Origin of the sequence: Halolactibacillus alkaliphilus (assembly GCF_900115465.1) — a bacterium.
Classification (GTDB): domain Bacteria; phylum Bacillota; class Bacilli; order Bacillales; family Amphibacillaceae; genus Halolactibacillus; species Halolactibacillus alkaliphilus.
This window is the reverse complement of sequence record NZ_FOWN01000001.1, coordinates 65,569-84,941: the sequence shown is the minus strand read 5'-3', so window position 1 is coordinate 84,941 and position 19,373 is coordinate 65,569. Positions and strand designations below refer to the sequence as shown.

Genomic DNA, 19,373 nt, shown 5'->3' with positions numbered 1-19,373 from the left:
GTTATACTCCTTTCCCGGCCATCATAAGACCTAACTCGGTATCATTCGTGTTGTTCGGGTCGACTTGCCCAATGATCTTACCATCGAAAATGATGTTGATACGATCAGACAATGACAAAAGCTCTTCCAGCTCAAATGATACAAGCAAAATAGCTACACCTTGGTCTCTTAATCGAATAATTTGATTATGAATGAAATTGATTGCGCCAATATCTAATCCGCGCGTTGGTTGGACAATAATTAATAATTCAGGATTCCTACTAATCTCACGTGCTAAGATAACTTTTTGCTGATTACCACCAGACATCCCTCTCACAATAGTTGCTTCACTTTCAGCTCTAATATCAAACGCCTGCATTTTTTGCTTTCCTTCGTCTCGAATCAGCATCTTCTTCAAGTTCAAACCGTCATTATATTGCTTTTTGTAGTATTCGATTAAAATCAGATTTTCTGAAATGTTTTTATCCAAAACTAACCCATGCTTATGTCTATCCGCCGGCACATAACTCACACCCGACTCAAAAATGTCTCTGATGCTTTTTCCCTTCGTTGATTGGCCTTTTATTTTTATCTCACCTGTATTTGTTTCAATCATATTGACGATAGACTCTACCAATTCTGATTGTCCATTACCGTCAACACCCGCAATACCCAAGACTTCGCCACCATGCACTGTAAGACTAACATCATCAAGAATTTTTCTACCTGACTTGGATACCAAGTGTAAATGGTTTATTTCGAGTATCTTATCTGCTGGGTTAAATGGATTTTTATCTAATTGCTTAGAGATTGTTTTACCTACCATTAATTGAGCTAACTCATTTTCATCCGTATCCTTTATATCTACAGTTTTAATGTACTCTCCTCGTCTAATAACCGTACATTTATCTGCCACACTCATAATCTCATTTAATTTATGCGTAATTAAAACAATCGACTTGCCTTCAGCTACTAATGTTTTCATTATGTCTAGCAACTCACCTATTTCATCCGGTGTTAGAACTGCCGTTGGCTCATCGAAAATAAGAATGTTAGCACCTCTATATAAAGCTTTTAAGATTTCAACCTTTTGTTGAACACCCACAGCTAGATTTTCTACTTTACTGTTAGGATCGACTTTAAGGCCATATTTTTCTGATAAGTCTTTCACTTCTTTGGTTGCTGATTTCATGTTAATTCTATGACCTATTTTAGGTTCCATACCTAAAATGATGTTCTCTGTAACTGTGAAATCTTCAACGAGCTTAAAATGTTGGTGAACCATACCAATACCTAGTTTAATAGCATGATTAGGGTTCTCAATCTTAATTTGTCGCTCATAAACATATATTTCTCCACCGTCCGGCTGGTGCAAACCGAATACAGTACTCATAAGTGTCGACTTCCCTGCACCATTTTCCCCTAGTAGGGCGTGGATCTGTCCACGCCCTATTTCTAGATTTATATTTTTATTCGCATAAAATTCTCCGAATTTCTTGCTAATGTTTTTTAATTCTAAAACCTTTTCAACTCTCTTCATGACATTGACTCTCCTTTACGGTGTCTCAGGAACTTCAATATTTCCATTAATGATTTCTTCCTTATACTCTTCTACCTTACTTAAAACCTCTTGTGAGACGTTAATATCTGATGTATCTGCTAATCCAACACCATTTTCATTTAGACCTAAGCGAACAACTTCTCCACCCGGAAACTGACCTGTTAGTGCTTCATGAGAAATATCATAAACTGCTTGGTCCACATACTTCATCATTGATGTTAAGGTAATGTCATTTCCGAACTCTAATGACTGGTCTTTATCAACACCAATAACCCATACTTGTTTTCCTGCATTAAAACGTTCCTGTGCCTCATTAAAAATACCGTTACCTGTACCACCAGATGCGTGGAAAATGATATCTACACCTGCGTCATACATTGTGGCTGCTGCCGATTTCCCCATATCTACTCGATTAAATGCACCAACATAATTAACAAGCACTTCAGCATCAGGATTTACCGCCTTCACACCTGCCGCAAATCCTGCATGGAATCGCTGAATAACTGGAATTTCCATACCGCCAACAAATCCGACTTTATCTGATTCTGTCATCGTTCCTGCTACAACACCTGCTAAAAATGCACCTTCATTTTCTTTAAACGAAACAGAAACAACATTTGCTACGCCTTCAAGCGCTGAATCAACGATACCTAGTTTCGCGTCTGGGTTAGTTTCAGCAATGTTTTTTACCGCATCTTCTAATGTCGCTGCGGTAGCCCAAGTTAAATCCGTTTTATTATTAACGAATTGCAACAAGCTCGGCTCCACTTCTGCATCTGATTGTGGTTCAAGATACTTTACATCATAGCCGTGATCTTCTTTTAATTTTTGTAATCCTTCCCAAGCACTTTGATTAAAAGATTTATCATTTACACTTCCTAAGTCTGTCACCATACCGATACTTGCTTGTTCTCCGTCACTCGTAGATGTTGTCCCGCCTTCATTTCCACAAGCGACTAAAAATAACCCTAAAATTAATACAAACATAACTGCCAGTTGTTTTTTCATAACATACACTCCTCTGTTTGTGATAGAATATAATATAATTTGTAAAGGTGGTGCTGATTTTGATCAATAAAGTTAAACTTTTTGACAATATTACAGAGCAAGAAAAAGAACAGATTTTAAGTCATTTAAAAACACGTCATTATAAGAAAAATCATATTTTAGTTTTTGAAGACTCCCCATTAGACTATATTTATATTGTTAAAAAAGGCTTTCTTAAAATCTATCGATCATACGAAGGCAAAGAACTTATTCTTGGCTTTGCTAGTGATGATGATATATTAGGTGAAATGGAACTATTTTCAGATAATCAAGCCATCTCAAGCATAGAAATGCTTGAAAATTCTGAATTATATGTCGTGAGTAAAAAAGAATTTGAAAATATTGTGTTTGAAAATAAAACGTTGTTAAAAACATTGCTTAACATTCATAATGAACGCGTCAAACAACTCAATAAACGGATACGTACACTCAGTTTTTATAGTGTTAACGCTAGACTTTGTCATGTGTTAATTCACCTGATTGAAGATTTAGATTCACCTCCTTATGTAATTAAGAAACTTAATCAAAGTATTTTTGCGGACATCATTGGTGCAAGTAGAGAATCGGTTTCAAAAGCTTTTTCTGAGCTGCAAAAAGATCATATTGTCGAATACGATACCAAGAAAATTACCATTTTAGATCTTGAAAAGCTTAGAAAGTATAGCGATAACATTATTTAACCGTGTAAGTCGAGAATACTAAAGAAAGCGTTTTCTTAAAATAATCAACACAACAACAAAAAAGTGATTTACGTCACATTTTTGCTATGATAAAAAACACCTCTTTTTTGTAATCGCTTTCATTAACATCTGTATTTTTTATTTGTATGATGGAATCAATACGAATAAGGAGGCAATGTTTATGAGTTTTCATTTAGATGCAAAAAAAGGTGAGGTCGCGGATAAAGTCCTACTTCCTGGAGATCCCCTGCGAGCAAAGTATATCGCAGAAACTTTTTTAGAGGATGCAACATGCTATAACAACGTAAGAAATATGCTAGGGTACACAGGCACATATAATGGTGTTAAAGTTTCTATTCAAGGAACCGGTATGGGTATCCCATCAGCGATCTTATACATCCATGAATTGATTAATGATTACGGGGTAAAGGACCTCATTCGGGTGGGGACGTGTGGTGCTTTACAAAAAGATGTTAAAATCAGAGACGTCATTATTGCTCAAGCCACAACAACCGATTCATCACTTATGTTTAAAGAATTTAACCCCGTCTATTTTGCACCTGTTGGCAACTTTGATTTATTATTTAAAGCTTATAACCTAGGGAAAGCATCTGGACTTAACTTAAATGTAGGAAACGTCTATTCATCAGACAGTTTCTATAGCGATAATCAAGCACTAACAAACAAGTTATCTGATTATGGCGTACTCGGTGTTGAGATGGAGACGGCGGGTCTTTATTACCTCGGTTCAAAATTTAATGTTAATACCCTCAGTTTACTTACAGTAAGTGATCATTTAATTACAGGTGAACAAACAACAAGTGAAGAGCGACAAACGACGTTCAATGATATGATTACTGTTGCACTTGATACACTCACTAAAGAGTAAATGTAACGTTGCATATTATGAAAAAACGACCTGCCAATGGGAGAGATGGCGGGTCGTTTTTATAATTTTTAGTATGTTGTTTCAGCTAGGCACTCTTGTACTGCCTAACTAATATTGCTTTAATATATCTGCAATACATGGAAAAACACATTAGGAGAAGCCATTCGGTAATAGTACGTTGACCAACCTATCCCCGTCTGTTCTTCGATATGAGCATTAAACGGTAACCTTTCTTGTTCTAGTTCATCGATAAGCGGCAGTGTGCCTGATAAGTAATCATTCACTCGTTCGTTCGCAGTTTCTAATCGTGCTAAAACACCACCGTAACGAATATCCATAACCTCCCAGCCAAAAGGCTTATTTAAGGTATACCACTGTTTTTTATGTGACGCTTTTAAAATCTTCACTTTTTCCATTAACTCTGGTATATCCAGGTTAGCTATGCGCTCTAGTTCAACCACATCTTTTTCATCATACGCTTTTTTCAATCTCACCCCAAGCAATGCTTTTCTAGCTAGGACCGCACATACCTTTTCTGGTACATCCCAAATAAAATCAAGCGTTTCAACCGGCGAGCGGTAGTTTTTAATCTTTTCTTCTAACTGCTTGTAATGTCCTGATAAGTCTAACCCCTCTAATTGCTTATCAAATACGCCTAGTAAAACATCTTGCCATAGCAAGAATTTCGATGGATTTGTTTGATCAACTCCACCTTTCTCAACACCCGGTACAAGATCTAGTTCTTGTAAAAGTAAATACTTCTCAGCAGCTATACCAGTACAAAACTCTGTCCGCTTATACCAATCTTCTTGATCAACGACGGCGTTATAATGATGTTCAGCGAATAATTGTAACCCGAGCATCGCAGAGTAAAAGTTATTTTCAAAACCATCATCACCCCAAAGTGTCACAAACACTTCCTTAACCCCTTCTTCTTTACTTGCATTTAGAAGAGCCTCACTGGCTTTTAAAGAGAAGTCATATTTCGTTGCAAACGTATTCCACATCCATATGCCACCAGCTACAACCGGCGTTTTACCAAGTTGTTTATGTTTTTGAATTAATGCTTTATAATGATCTTTTTCGACATGATAATAATCCCAATAAACTAAATCAACACCTTCTGGAATATTCTCTTTAAAGTCCTCAGAAATTTCTAAAGAAACATCATATTGATTATCCCCAGACTCAGAAGCAAGCTTAATAAACATGTCACTCCACATCATCACATCTAAATCTAACGCCTCAGTAATAGCAGTCACTTTATCTAAATGTTTAGTCATGATTTCTAGCCGTGAGACATAACCATGTTGATTTAAATAATGTCCTCTACCAAGGTCTTCAGCTTCGTCCATGCCAATATGTACACGCTGACTTCGGAAAGGTTTAGTAGCCGCTGTGATTAGTTTTTCTAAGAAATCATACGTGGTATCTTTATCTGTTAATAACACACCTCGTGTATCTTTTAAATAGGCCGCCTCTTCCCACTTTAAAAACTCATCGAGGTGGGCGAGCGTTTGAATACATGGAATAAGCTCGATACCAAACTGATTCGCATAGTCATCTAATTCTTTTAACTCTTGTTCAGTATATCTTCCTCTTAAGTAGCCAAAGTACGGATATGCCTTAATCTCAAACGTATCTTCCATATATAACATCGCCGAGTTAAAGCCCATAAGTGCTAACTTTCTAAGCATACGTTTAAACTCATCTATACGCATGACAACGTTTCGTGATAAATCAAACATAGGCCCTATCGTGTCAAATAATGGAGATTCCTTTAATACAAAATGCGGTTTCTTCTCATTTAGATGTTGAACAAATAACCCGACTGCCCGGAAGATATGGTATGTTTCACCATATTCAATATATCCTTGACTGTTTTCATATCGAATGGTTGTTTCTTGATCGTTACTTTTAGTAATCCTTAGTGGTATACCTGACTCATCAAATGTCACATTTAAATCTGCTTCTAATACTTTTAAAGATTCTAAAACATATAAGTCATCCATACTTAAAGCGATCTTCATTTTTATCACCCTTTTAATTTTGTTGTCTTGCTTTTTCTTCTAGTCAATCTTTATTTCTTAGCCGTTTTTTGTTTCGTTAATCGTGGACAATCTGTTAACGTAATCCCTGACTTTGTTGTGCCTTCTATCTCAAAAATAATCAACTCATTTTCACCTTTATTTAATAAAGGTCCCGGGAGATACAGCGTCTCCTGTGGTCCCTTATTCCAGTATCGACCTATGTTAAAGCCATTGATGATGACAATCCCTTTCGTCCAGTCTGTTAAGTCAACAAATGTATCACCGATGTCATCGACTATAAACGTTGCCTTATGGAACGTTGGACCGCTTGATTCCGTGTTATTTGAGAACCTTATAGACGATAAATCATTGAGTGGTAAAGGATAAATCGTCCAGTCATATAAAAATTGAAAGCCCATTCTAATCCCTTCTGTTACACCTTTATAATCTTTTAAGTAAGGACCATAATTAATCCGACCCAAGTTTTCAACAAATACTTTAAGTTCAGCACCTTCTTTAGGGATATCAAGTTCTAAAGTCTGGCGATCAAAGCGGTCAATGATGCCAACGTATGTGTTATCTAAATAGATGATGGCTCGGTCATGAACATCTTGAATCGTCAGTGGGGTTTTCTTTCTTGGTCCACTCACATGTGTTTGATAGAGTATAAAACCATAGTCCTGATCTAACTGTTCCATCGTTTCAGGTGTTTTCCGGTACACCGCTTCTGATAAATCATCAAGTGACGAAAATAATTGCGCGCGTTCGGTGAAGTCAATCTGTCCATAATGGTGCTTATTGATCTCTGGTGGTAATTCTAAAGGTGGTAGGTCAACATATTTTTCAAGTGTCTGTCTAATCGCATAAAATTTATCTGTTGGATCACCTGATTCACTTAAAGGTGCATCGCTATCATAGCTCGTAATGGCTGGCTCATAATCTTTGTCAAATTGTAACGCGCCATTATAAAATCCAAAGTTCGTCCCACCATGAAACATGTAGAAGTTTACCGAACCATTTTGACTAAGCATATCATCTAAAGTATGAGCGACATCCTTCGGGTCACGGACATTGTGTTCTTTCCCCCACTGGTCAAACCAACCGTTCCAAAACTCCATACAGACTAATGGCTTGTTCGTTTGATATTCTTTTAATTTATTAAATGAACCCGTTGCATCAGATCCAAAATTAACAGTTTCTAATATACCTGGCACCATCCCCCCTTGAAGCATCGGGTCTTCTGCACCATCTGAGGTAAACAATAAGACGTCGATGCCTTGTTCAATTAACTTATCTTTTAGAGCGGTTAAATATGCCGTGTCATTTCCGTAACTGCCGTATTCATTTTCAATCTGTACCGCTATAACAGGACCGCCATTTGTACATAACAAGGGCTTAATCAATGGCAATAACACGTCATAATACTTATTCACGTATTCTAAGTAAGGTTCGTAAGAACATCTTAATTCCATATTTTTGTCTTTAAGTAACCATGACGGTAAACCACCAAACTCCCACTCAGCACAAATGTACGGTGACGGACGAACAATCACAAATAAGCCAATCTCTCCGGCTATTTTAATGAATTCCACAAAATCTGCTTGGTCAGAAAAGTAAAATTGACCAGGCTTTCTTTCATGAAAGTTCCATGGTATGTATGTTTCAACCGTATTAAAGCCACATGCTTTTAGCTTTAATAAACGATCTTTCCAGTACTTAGGTACGACACGAAAATAATGAATCGCTCCTGAGATAATCCTTACTTTTTCTCCTTCATAGATAAAATTTTCACCTTCAAATGTAAATGTTGCCATATTGTCCGCTCCTTGGTTTTTATTAATTATCTTACGCTTTTTTAAAATCATCACATCTTCAATCAAACTAACTAAATAATCCCGTCCGTCATAAAATTAAGTTAACGGACGGGAACGAAGGAGATAGACGATTATTCATATATTTTCATTCAGTTATTTCTATGCAATGCATCTAGTTGATTTAACTATTTTTTAGTAACACTTCGCCTTTTTGCTCAATTTTAGAGAAAGCCCGGTAAGCAAAATACATAGCAAGGAAACCAAACAAACTCATACCAAATAAAATACCTACACTAGGGAAAAGAATGAGCATTAAAGCAAGTAAAGCACCACAAAGTATAAAACCAATCATTTCTAATGGGCGCAGCAATGGAATGAGCATACTGTACTTAATTACTTGTAGGCGTTTTTTTAAATCATAGTGAACAAACACGGGAAACACAAAGAAAAATGAGATAATCAGCACATAGGATATCAATAGGAAAAGATAAAACATAATTTGAGACATCAAGCCTTCTTGTGCTTTGAAATAGACTAAGTCGAAAAAGAGAATATAACCTACACCAAAATAAAACAATCCAAAGATGTTTGCTTGAACAAAATGTTTCTTATACGCTTGCCAGTATGTTTTAAACACCGGGATATCTTTTTCTCCCATTAACCATTTCCGAATGACCACAAACATAGCTACTGTTGCTGGTGCCCAGCCAAACAGACCTAATCCCGTTACTGTTAAAACAACCCACAGGCCGTTTACATAAGCAAATCGTGAGATCCATTCCGTTGCTTTATAAATGCTTCCTTTTGTACTTAGTATCCCCATAGATATTCTCCTTTATTGAACAATCATATAAGCTTTCGGGTGATCTCACTTTATAATCACGGGGCCAGGGGATGTTCTTTATCCCCCGGCTGATTATAGACGACGTGTTACTTGATTTGTCTTTTTAAAACTTTTACACCATAGCTATCTAGCACCATGCACTGCTCAACTGGGTTATCATCTAACATATCGGTTAAACCTGACTCAGTTAAGTCAACCTGCGTAAGTTCATTGTTAAAATTCATAATAAAGATATACTCGGTTTCCCCATCTGTTCGACTATGGGCATGTACACCTTTGGGAAGCTCTTTTTTCAGCACTCTATTTACACCCGCTTCATCAATGAGCTTTGTTAAAAAGTCCGCATAAAACGTGTCATCATTTCTTGAGGCAACATAGTAAGCTCTTCCTTGACCAAACTTATTCACCGTAAGTGCTGGCCTGTTTTTATAAAAATCATCCGTGTAATAGGCTAGAGCTTCTGCCCCTTCAAGATGAATTAAGTCGCACAGTTCTCTTGCAGTGTATTGGCCATCAAGGCCTAACGGGTTATTCTTAGTTGTTTTTACACCGTTTGTTTGACCGTCATGTAAGCTATCAATTTCTTCTGAACGAATACCTAACGTATGACGTAACGGTCCAGGGAAGCCATTTAAGAAACATAAGTCTGTCTCATTCACGATGCCAGACCAATAAGTCACCACTAGTGTGCCACCTGCTTCAACAAACTTCTCTAAACGTTCTCCTACACCTGATTGCATCATATAAAGCATCGGTGCAACGACAATCTCATATTTTGAAAAATCTTTCTCCATTGAGATCACATCAATATTGACGTGATTCTCCCATAAAGCCTTATAATAATCAAAAACTGTTTCTTCATAGTGGATACCTATATTTCGTGGGCCTTCAGCATCTTTTACCGCCCAGCGATTTTCCGTATCAAAAATGACGGCCACTTCAGCATTAACCGTTGTTCCAACAACGGCTGTTAGCTTCTCCAAATCTGAGCCAACATCTTTTACATCTGAAAAGACACGGTTATTCTCTGCCCCGTAATGGTCGATCACAGCGCCATGGAATTTTTCATTAGCACCGCGACTTTTACGCCACTGGAAGTACTGAACAGAATCCGAGCCGTGAGCAACCGCCTGGAACGAAGATAGTTTATGCATACCGGGACGTTTTAATTTACTTACATCTTGCCAATTGGTTGTACTTGGTGTGCTTTCCATTAATAAAAATGGTTGGCCATCTTTGAATGAGCGGAACATATCGTGGTTAAAAGCAATCCAAGCCGCTGTATCAGTTTCTTCCATATTCGAGTGCCAAGCAGGATAAGCGTCCCAGCAAACAAAGTCTAATTCTTTTGCGAATTTCGCATAATCAAGTTGGTCAAACAACAACATAAAGTTCGTTGTACATGGTAAGTCAGGGTTAAATGATTTGAGTGCCTGAACTTCATGACGGTAGAAATCAATCGTTTGATCGGTGACAAACCGTTTCCAATCAAGATTTAAGCCATGAAGTAATGTCTCGCCATGTGGAGCGGGCGATTCGACTTGTGAAAAATCTGAATACGTATGGCTCCAAAAAGTTGTCCACCACGCATGATTGAGTTGCTCTAGCGTTTGATACTTTTCTTTTACCCAATCTCTAAAAGCTTGTTGGCAGTACTCACAGTGACATTCTCCGCCATACTCATTAGAGATATGCCAACCGATGACGGCTGGGTGGTGTGCATATCTTTCAGCTAATTTTCGATTCATTATTGTGACCTTTTCTCTATAAGCAGGTGATGTGTAACAATGATTGTGGCGATGGCCATATAAATTTCGCACCCGATTTTCTCCAACACGCAATACTTCCGGATACTTTTCTGCCATCCAAGCTGGTCGAGCCCCACTTGGTGTAGCTAAGTAAACATACATGTCATTTTTTGAAAACTGAGCCAAAATATGATCTAGAAAGTCAAACGCAAACTGACCTTCTGTTGGCTCAAGTGATGACCAAGAGAACATCCCTAATGACATCACATTACAATGAGCTAACTTCATCAGTCGGATATCTTCTTTTAAAACTTCTGGATAGTCTTTCCACTGTTCTGGGTTATAATCAGCACCATGAATCATCTTCGGTACTTTTTTGCTTACCGGTTCAAACAGCTTCACCAATTCATTCACCCACTTTATTCAAAATAGCTTGCTTTTATAAAAAATATAGACACTTAACCTTTTACCCCTGTCATCGTGATGCCTTCAATGAAGTATTTCTGCAAGAAGGCAAAGAGAGCCATTGGGATAAGAACAATAAGACACGACCCTGCCATTTGTAAGGCGTAGTTTTGTCCGGCTTCCAATTGGAAATACTCTAGTCCGACAGTGACCAACTGTTTATCTATGTCAGATATAAAGATAAATGGATTAACGAAATCATTCCATGTCCAGATAAATGTAAACAGTGTCATAGTAATCAGTACAGGAATGGATAATGGAATCATAATCTTAAAGTAAATACCAAAGTGAGACGCGCCGTCAATAATGGCTGCCTCCGAAAGGTCTTTTGGAATACCCATGAAAAATTGTCGTAATAAGAAAATAAAGAACACATCGAATGTAGCTGGTAAAATAATTGCCCACTGTGTATTATTTAATCCCATAATACCGTAAAGCAAGAACCGGGCAACAATCGTTGTATCTTGTGGAATCATCATCGCACTTAAAAGGAGTAAAAATAGGAGCTCTTTGCCTTTAAATTCAAGTCTTGCAAAAGCATAAGCTGCCATAGTGACAAACGCGCCTCGAAACACAACTGTTAAAATAACTACCCGTATCGAGTTCCAATACCATTTGAAATAGTAATCATGATTAAACAATGTTTCATAATTAAACGTATATATCTCATCTGGAATAATATTTAACGGATTAATAAATACATCCGCAGGAGCTTTCAACGATGCTGATATCATGAACACAAAAGGAATAATCATCATTAAGCCAATCAATAACATAAAGCCATTAAAAGAAACCTTTTTTAATAATGAACCCATCGTTTTTGCCCCTTCCATTGTATAATTGTTAAAACTAATACGATCAAGAATAAAACAATCGCTTGAGCGGATGCATAACTATAGTGATTGAGGGCGAAAGCCTCTTCATAGATATTTAATGAAATAACGCGGGAAGCATTTCCAGGACCACCGTTAGTTAACATCCGAACGGTTGCATAGTTTTGGAATGAACCGATGATACTTGTTACTAATAAAAAGAAAGTCGTTGGCGAAATCGAAGGTAGTGTCACATGGAAAATTTTCTGCCATTTATTAGCTCCATCAATAACGGCAGCTTCATAAAGTGACTTATCAACCCCTTGAATAGCCGCTAGAAAAACAATCGTTTGAAAAGCCAAACTCTGCCAAACGTTAATAAGGGCAATGGTTGGTAAGGCCGTATCAACTCCAACTAACCATAACGGTAAATTCTCTACACCTAAGAGGGAAAGAAATTGATTCACGGGCCCATTTGTAGGGTTTAACAGGATAGACCAAATCAGTGCTACAGCGACTACGTTTGCAACGTAGGGCATAAGAATCATCGTTCTGGCAATACCCCTTAAAGCAAAAGTTCTATTTAATAACAGCGCTAACAAAAATCCGAAAATCATCACCCCTGGCACATAAACCAGCGTATACTGAAAACTCTTAACAAACGCACTTAGTGCAATAGGGTCATCCATTATTCTAAAATAATTCTGAAAGCCGATGAATGATACCTCACTTAAAGGCTTTAATGTATTATAATCCATAAAACTTATCACAAAAGAATAAATAATCGGAAAAATATTTAATAATAAAAATCCAATCATGAAAGGTAAGATAAAAATAGCTGCAGCGCCTTTTTCTTGATAAGGCAGTAGACGAATCTTTTCTAAAAGGGATCGTTTCGAATTAATCGTTGTACTTTTCATTTCGTTGCCTCCTTATGTATAAAACGTCATTTCTATAGTCTATATCCTCTATTTATTTACTCATTTTTCGTCTTGATGATACGCGTGTTTAGTGCTTTTTAAGGGAAAAAACAGTGCCTTGGCATGTTACCGACTTACGTTTTTTCCCTTTAAAGCCTAAACCCTTGTATATACATACTGACTATAAAAAGTTATATCCTTTTAGCTATCTGTTTCAGCATCCTCAATCGCTTTATCCGCTCGTTGCTTGATGGTCTGAACAGTGTCTTCTAACGAAGTCTGACCTACTAAATACAGTTCACCTTCTTGTAAAATGATATTGCCGTACTCAGTAGCAGCTGGTCCAACAATTTTCTCATCAACAAAACCTAGATCACTAGTAAATAGTGCGTTATTCATATCTTCGGCAGTGATTTCCCCATTGACACTATCTGAATAGTCTTGGAAAAGTTCTGCGATTTGATCTTCTGTTAAATCAACACGTGCAGGTAAATCACCGGCATATTTGTATTGATTTTCTGCCATCCATTTTATAAATTCATAAGCTTCATCTGGATTTGCTGCACTCTTATTGATACCATATCCCGAATCCACACCAAAGTTGTTGTCCCCATTACCATCAGCCGGCACTGGGATTTGCGTAATACCGACCTCCCAATCGCGTGGATAAGTTGCTTGGTCAGCAAACAGACTTGAATACCATGAACCGATAAAGTGCATGCCATAATTACCTGACATGAAACCATCCCATGATAATTTACTGGATTTAAATTCTAGCCAACTTGGCTGAATCTCATGAACATTACCTAAGTCACCAAAGAACTGCAACGCTTCAGCAAATTTCGGATCGTCATAATTGGATGTCCCATCTTCTTTATAGCCCTCTACTTCATACTGTCTTGCAAGCATATACAAGTAGGCATCGTAATCTAACATATAAGAACCGTAAATACCGTTATTCTTATCAGTGAGTTGTTTAGCCGTTTCAATGTACTCATCCCACGTCCAGTAGCCACTTGGATACGGTACACCTGCTTCATCAAATATTTTTTTATTGTAATAGACTGCCCACTTACCTGCTTGATAAGGTAAGACGTATGTTTTTCCGTCATCACCTTCTCTTAAGAACTCACCGAAAATGCTCTCTGCATCATAACCGTCTTCGGCCATTACATCATCTAACGGTGCAAGCCATCCGTTATTCATATACTTTTGAATTAAAAGTGGGTTAGATAGACGAATAACATCTGTTTGATCACCTGTTACAAGTTGCACATCAATTTTTTTAAAGATTTCAATGCCGTCACCCGGGATGACAACCATTTCGACCTCAATACCTGTTTCATTAGTAAAATCTTCATACATTTTTTTTAAATTTTCTTCTTCACTACGTTTAGCGTCTTCAAAAATAGTAACTTTTCTAACAGCATCATTGCTTTCATTGCTTTCATTGCTTTCAGTTGAAGCACCAGCGCCGCTTTCTGATGAGGTATCATCATTAGAGCCACAAGCTACAACGGTTAACATAAATACTGACAATAAAACCGCTAATAATACTTTCGTATTTCTTTTCATTCGTTTCCCCTACCTTTTAAATTATTTGAAAGCCCTTACAAAACTTATTATATCCACCTGACCAGCTATATGACATGCAATATATTATCGTGTTTTTATCTTTTTTAATCATAAGTTTAAATTAAAGAATACGATGCCGATATATCTGTACTTATTTATGATTTTTTATCTTTTTTCTTTCGATTACTCACTCTACATGTCGGAAACATAATCTGCTTCGTTTAAATATGGCTTTACTTAAATTTTTCCATAGAAATACCACCAATAAGGTCTAAAGCTTACTCAAATACCTTTTGGTGGTTTTTTCTTTTCATACCACGTATGAAAAGTGTTTGGAGACGACGGTCATAAGTCATCGTATTCTAAACACATTTACGATTGCGATAGAGCCTTATTTATACACGTTGCTTTGAGCGGTATTGCCGTGGCGATAGCCCTGTGTGTTTTTTAAATACTCTACTAAAATAATATTCATTATCATAACCTACCATTTGACCAACTTCATAAATTTTATAATCTTGCACTCTTAAGTGAATTTTAGATTGGCTAATTCTTATTCTAGTTAAGTAATCTATAAATTTTTCTCCTGTTTCTTTTTTAAATAAATTACTTAAGTATGATGGAGACAAATTCAAATGATTTGCTACACTCTCTAGCGTTATATCCGTTGCATAGTTCGCTTGAAGTAGCCGCTGCGCAGCTGTAACTACGCGTGAATTTTCGCTTAAATCTCCTTGCTCTTTTGTCCACTCTTTTTGAATATATGTCATCCAATCTAAAAAGTCCGATTTACCAACCATTTTATCAATCCATTTTAGTTGCTGCGTCATCCATACAGATGCATTTTTTGCTTTTCTAGAGGAGAGTAAATATACAATCGTTGAACAATAACCTTTAAGTATCTCTACCGAAACAGAAGCTGACTCTTCGACGGTTTGTCTCACGTGCACCAGCTCTTTTTCAACTTCTATATCATCATACAATCTGAGCGCATCTTCTAACTTTTGCAAATCTATATCTAAGCCCCCTATATCAATATTCTGATTCATTTTACAGAAATCTTGATAATGCATAATCTCCTCATTCACTGATATTTGATACTTATGAATCGCATGTAGTTGTTTATATGCCTCGGTAATTTGATTAAATGTTAAGACTGGCTGGCTAATAGAAACGCATATGGATAAATTTAAATATTGTTTAATCGCAGCTTTTATAGTATTTGCGAGCTGGTGAGCTCGCTTAATGGTATCTTCTTCCTCTGTTCCTTCTTCAGAATATTGAATGATAATAAACTGCTTTGTTTTTGTTGACATAGCGAAAGTATATTTATATTCTGAGACAATTTCATTTAGTAAATTTAGTATGGCATAGTTTAAAACATGAATCTCTTCTTCTTTATATCTTTCATATATTTTCATACTATCTGTATAAAACATTAAACAAATAACGTTTCCACACGGAAGGTCTATATCAAGTTCACTTAGTCTTTTCTCATATTCATAATTCGTACGTATCCAGCCATATAAAAGATCTCTAAAAAACTTTTCTTTAAGAAATGATTTCTCTTTAATGCTAGTATGTTGCTTTTTATTGAGTTGAGCTTCTAATGCATCTTCTGACTTAAATGTTAAAGCAATCTTCTTTAACTGCTCCAAAAGTTCTTTAGGTTGAACTTCTAACTTGATTAAATAATCACTGGCACCACTTTTTAACGCTTCTTTAACATATTCAAAATCATTAAATGAACTAAGAACAATAAATTTGATGTGATCATTTTGTGCTCTTATCTTGCGAATAAGTTCTATTCCATTTAAGACCGGCATTTTTATATCGGTAATAATAATGTCTATATGATTATCCATATAAAAATCATACGCCTGCTTGCCATTTTCCGCTTCACCAATAACAGTAAAACCATGATCTTCCCATGAAATAAGTGATTTTATTCCCACTCTTGCCAACATCTCATCATCTACAATTAATACTTTATACACCGTTAGTCCCCCATTTCTACATCAGCCAGTATATTAGGATTCCCCATAAATGGATAAATCATTTTTATCTGAGTGAACTTACCAACTTCACTTCTGATACTTAGCCCATATTGCTCGCCATAGGTTAATTTTAGCCTCTCATCAACATTACCTATACCTATGCCGTCCGAGTTAGATATTTTCTTTTCAATGGCTTCAATTTGTTGTGCGTCCATTCCTACACCGTCGTCAAATACATCTATTATAATGAAATCTTCTTTTTTCTTTATAGACAACTTAATTTTTCCTGGTCCTTCCTTCGGTTGTATCCCATGGAAAATGGCATTCTCAACAATAGGTTGCAGCAAGAACTTTATACACGGTGAGGACAGTAGATCCACTTGAATATCATAGTCAACATCAAACTTATTGTTATACCTTAGTTTTTCAATATAGATATAATCTTTTAAATAAGCGATTTCCTCTTCTATCGTTGTAAATTGTTCTGGTGATTTATACTTGCTTTTAAGTAATCGCCCTAACACTTCTATAGCTTCTTGAATGGGCTCTACTTTTTGAATAATAGCCATCCAACGTATTGTATTTAGCGTATTGTATAAAAAATGCGGATTAATCTGTGCTTGTAACGCCTTGTACTCCGCTATTTTTTTCTTTTCTTGCTCTTCCATATTCGTTCTAAAAAGGGTTTGGATTTTTTCAATCATATAATTAAAGTGCTGATTCATTGATCCTATTTCATCATCCTGTTCAATATCCGCTCTCACTTGGAGATTACCTTCTTCAACTAGCTTCATCGTGTGGGTCAATTTTTTTATAGGTCTGACAATACTTGAGGATACAAAATACCAGATGATTGCCGCTATAACAAACGAAACAACGAAAATACCTAACGTATACCAAAGAATGACTTGATTACTCTTCATTAGCGAGCGGTAGGGAATCATTTCTACTACCATCCAATCAAACCCTTTTATTTCTTTTTGAGCAATCAAAAATCTTTTCCCGTCTTCATCTTTTTCAACAAAATAGGGAGTGTTTTGATTTTGACGTATCTTATCTATCCCCGCGTATTCGCCACCAACAGCTGAACTATCCGAATCAAAGACCACACGATTGGCGTGATCAATGATGAGAAGTTGCGCATGGTTTTGCAATTCAATACTACTAAATAGATTAGAAAAAAATTGCGGTCTAAACGCCAAATAAATAACCCCTAAGTTTTCTTGCATCGTTCTCCCTTTAATCGTTCTTACTAGGCCGAGTAAATTTTTATCCCGAATTCTATAATCAGCAAAACTTTCATGCATCCCTAACCACATTAATTGATTGTCTGAGTGCTTTATTTCTTCAAACCACGGCTGCTTTTTTATATTTTTCATATTAAGTGTACTCACATCATCACCATATAAAAAATTGTTACCGCTTTCATTAAAAACAACAAGTGACGAGATATAAGCAAATATATTTGTATTTATCGAGTAGTTGTCTAGCTCAAGATCAACATTTCTTACTGCTACATAAAAATCCCCTGGACTCTGATAATCTTTATTCAGTACTTCTCTAACTACTGGATTTGCAGCAAGATATTTCGTCAAATCTTCCCATTGCGTTAATTCATTCTCAATATTATTTGATATAAAGCTTAAATTCTCAACAAATGCCTCACTTATTTTTTCCTCAATTAAATGCATTGATAAAAAATAGGTCGTCACGCTAATCGCCGTAGTAGGTATGATTAAAACAAAAAGAAAAGACAATATCATTCTTTTTAAGATACTTTTCTTCATTCAAAATCTCCTTCCTCTTCAATACTACATAGCATAGAAGTCGTTAATTATTAACGTGATATGTTTTTTTCTGTACTCTTATATAATACTTTACCACGTTAGTCAACAGTTACTATGAGAAGAGGCTGCCTATTTAGGGACATTCTTGGCACAGCGAAAACCCAGATTACCTGATGAACTATCCGGTGTGTTTGAGCTCCGGGCAGCTACCCGATAACGATTACAATAGGACTCATGACATAAGTATGACCCGCCTCTTATGGCTCTTGGTTGATTTTCTTGTGGTATTGATGTCGTTAATTCATAATCAAAAAGATTGGCACACCACTCCCATGTATTACCTACCATACTAAATATACCGAACGCATTTGGAGAAAAAGCATCCACCGGACACGTGCCTTTGTACCCGTCCTCTTGAGTGTTTTTAACTGGAAAATCACCTTGCCAAATATTACACATGTATTTACCGTTTGGTGTTAATTGATCTCCCCATGGATAACGCTTTTGGACCAGTCCTCCTCTTGCTGCATATTCCCATTCAGCTTCCGTTAATAGTCTTTTCCCTGACCACATGCAGTAGGCGACAGCGTCATTCCATGAGATATGAACTACAGGATGGTCTAACCGATTCTTTATAGACGAGTCAGGACCCTCAGGATGAGTCCAATCTGCACCTTCTACAACTCGCCACCAGGGGGTATGGGCCGGTTTTTGTGTGACAGATTTGGCCGTTTCTTCTGATAAAAGGTTATAAAAAACAAATGACCATCCGTATCGCTCTGCGTCTGTTAGATAGTTTGTATCTTCTATAAACTCAAGAAATTGTTGATTCGTAACGGGTATCGGATCAATGTAAAAAGGCGCCACTTGAACCGTTCTCACAGGCCCTTCTTGATCACTTTTATTCGCATCACTGTCCTCAGTCCCCATTAAGAATGCACCACCTTCTAATTGCAGCATACCTTTTTGATGATAATTTCCTGGTTTTATCACGCGCATGGAGCTTGTATTTTCGTTCATATCTTGATCAGTATTTATTCGGTTATTCTTGCAACAACTCATTTTATTAGCCTTCTCTCTATAATGATAGTCTTTATGAAATAATTAATTATATATTCTAATCAATCATACACCATACTAGATAACAATCCATTGTTTGACGCTTTCTGCTGTTTCAGATAGAATTAATTTATTCTTTATAAATAATTTAACATTCGTATTAAGC

Annotated in this window: 14 protein-coding genes; 2 read left to right on the top strand and 12 right to left on the bottom strand. The window is 36.5% G+C overall.

What is annotated here, in order from left to right:
• Position 1 precedes the first annotated feature (1 nt).
• The gene (locus BM163_RS00375) at positions 2–1,519 is read right to left on the bottom strand and encodes an ABC transporter ATP-binding protein (RefSeq protein ID WP_089799046.1); all 1,518 of its coding nucleotides are present in this window, start codon (positions 1,517–1,519) and stop codon (positions 2–4) included.
• Between the two features lie 15 nt (positions 1,520–1,534).
• Positions 1,535–2,548, bottom strand: a complete 1,014-nt coding sequence (locus BM163_RS00370) for a BMP family lipoprotein (RefSeq protein ID WP_089799043.1) — start codon at positions 2,546–2,548, stop codon at positions 1,535–1,537.
• Between the two features lie 59 nt (positions 2,549–2,607).
• Here BM163_RS00370 and BM163_RS00365 point away from each other — a divergent pair, with 59 nt between their 5' ends.
• Together BM163_RS00365 and deoD are read left to right on the top strand one after the other, a co-directional pair.
• On the top strand, positions 2,608–3,267 hold the full coding sequence (locus tag BM163_RS00365) for a Crp/Fnr family transcriptional regulator (protein WP_170243655.1): 660 nt from the start codon (positions 2,608–2,610) through the stop codon (positions 3,265–3,267).
• Between the two features lie 181 nt (positions 3,268–3,448).
• Complete coding sequence (gene deoD, locus BM163_RS00360; protein ID WP_089799039.1) at positions 3,449–4,156, top strand: purine-nucleoside phosphorylase; 708 nt, start codon at positions 3,449–3,451, stop codon at positions 4,154–4,156.
• Positions 4,157–4,275: 119 nt separating this feature from the next.
• On the opposite strand, the gene BM163_RS00355 is transcribed toward deoD, so the two are convergent.
• The 10 genes from BM163_RS00355 to BM163_RS00310 all read right to left on the bottom strand — a co-directional run bounded on the left by BM163_RS00355 (position 4,276) and on the right by BM163_RS00310 (position 19,210).
• Entirely contained in the window at positions 4,276–6,186 is a 1,911-nt protein-coding gene (locus tag BM163_RS00355) for a beta-N-acetylhexosaminidase (protein ID WP_089799037.1), read from the bottom strand.
• 50 nt (positions 6,187–6,236) lie between these two features.
• Positions 6,237–8,000: a glycoside hydrolase family 35 protein gene (locus BM163_RS00350; protein WP_089799035.1), complete on the bottom strand. Its 1,764-nt coding sequence runs from the start codon at positions 7,998–8,000 to the stop codon at positions 6,237–6,239.
• 181 nt (positions 8,001–8,181) lie between these two features.
• Positions 8,182–8,823 (bottom strand): YesL family protein, encoded by a 642-nt coding sequence (locus BM163_RS00345; protein ID WP_089799034.1) that lies wholly within the window; start codon positions 8,821–8,823, stop codon positions 8,182–8,184.
• A gap of 107 nt (positions 8,824–8,930) precedes the next feature.
• Positions 8,931–10,997 carry a beta-galactosidase gene (locus BM163_RS00340; protein ID WP_089799032.1) on the bottom strand — a complete coding sequence of 689 codons (2,067 nt, stop codon included), beginning with the start codon at positions 10,995–10,997 and terminating at the stop codon, positions 8,931–8,933.
• 53 nt (positions 10,998–11,050) lie between these two features.
• On the bottom strand, positions 11,051–11,872 hold the full coding sequence (locus tag BM163_RS00335; protein ID WP_170243654.1) for a carbohydrate ABC transporter permease: 822 nt from the start codon (positions 11,870–11,872) through the stop codon (positions 11,051–11,053).
• Positions 11,857–12,789, bottom strand: coding sequence for a carbohydrate ABC transporter permease (locus BM163_RS00330; protein ID WP_089799027.1), 933 nt, complete (start codon positions 12,787–12,789; stop codon positions 11,857–11,859). Before BM163_RS00330 ends, BM163_RS00335 begins: the two co-directional genes overlap by 16 nt.
• A gap of 201 nt (positions 12,790–12,990) precedes the next feature.
• Positions 12,991–14,364 carry an ABC transporter substrate-binding protein gene (locus BM163_RS00325; protein ID WP_089799025.1) on the bottom strand — a complete coding sequence of 458 codons (1,374 nt, stop codon included), beginning with the start codon at positions 14,362–14,364 and terminating at the stop codon, positions 12,991–12,993.
• Positions 14,365–14,759: 395 nt separating this feature from the next.
• On the bottom strand, positions 14,760–16,361 hold the full coding sequence (locus BM163_RS00320; RefSeq protein ID WP_089799023.1) for a response regulator: 1,602 nt from the start codon (positions 16,359–16,361) through the stop codon (positions 14,760–14,762).
• Between the two features lie 2 nt (positions 16,362–16,363).
• Positions 16,364–18,148, bottom strand: coding sequence for a sensor histidine kinase (locus tag BM163_RS00315; protein WP_089799021.1), 1,785 nt, complete (start codon positions 18,146–18,148; stop codon positions 16,364–16,366).
• A 129-nt stretch (positions 18,149–18,277) separates the two neighbouring features.
• Positions 18,278–19,210, bottom strand: coding sequence for a formylglycine-generating enzyme family protein (locus BM163_RS00310; RefSeq protein ID WP_089799020.1), 933 nt, complete (start codon positions 19,208–19,210; stop codon positions 18,278–18,280).
• Positions 19,211–19,373 lie beyond the last annotated feature (163 nt).

Bases quoted from the DNA above. Each gene is read 5' to 3' on its own strand.
- deoD (WP_089799039.1), top strand. From the start codon at position 3,449: ATGAGTTTTCATTTAGATGCAAAAAAAGGTGAGGTCGCGGATAAAGTC.
- BM163_RS00315 (WP_089799021.1), bottom strand. From the start codon at position 18,148: ATGAAGAAAAGTATCTTAAAAAGAATGATATTGTCTTTTCTTTTTGTT.
- BM163_RS00350 (WP_089799035.1), bottom strand. From the start codon at position 8,000: ATGGCAACATTTACATTTGAAGGTGAAAATTTTATCTATGAAGGAGAA.
- BM163_RS00345 (WP_089799034.1), bottom strand. From the start codon at position 8,823: ATGGGGATACTAAGTACAAAAGGAAGCATTTATAAAGCAACGGAATGG.
- BM163_RS00355 (WP_089799037.1), bottom strand. From the start codon at position 6,186: ATGAAGATCGCTTTAAGTATGGATGACTTATATGTTTTAGAATCTTTA.
- BM163_RS00330 (WP_089799027.1), bottom strand. From the start codon at position 12,789: ATGAAAAGTACAACGATTAATTCGAAACGATCCCTTTTAGAAAAGATT.
- BM163_RS00375 (WP_089799046.1), bottom strand. From the start codon at position 1,519: ATGAAGAGAGTTGAAAAGGTTTTAGAATTAAAAAACATTAGCAAGAAA.
- BM163_RS00310 (WP_089799020.1), bottom strand. From the start codon at position 19,210: ATGAGTTGTTGCAAGAATAACCGAATAAATACTGATCAAGATATGAAC.
- BM163_RS00325 (WP_089799025.1), bottom strand. From the start codon at position 14,364: ATGAAAAGAAATACGAAAGTATTATTAGCGGTTTTATTGTCAGTATTT.
- BM163_RS00370 (WP_089799043.1), bottom strand. From the start codon at position 2,548: ATGAAAAAACAACTGGCAGTTATGTTTGTATTAATTTTAGGGTTATTT.
- BM163_RS00335 (WP_170243654.1), bottom strand. From the start codon at position 11,872: ATGGGTTCATTATTAAAAAAGGTTTCTTTTAATGGCTTTATGTTATTG.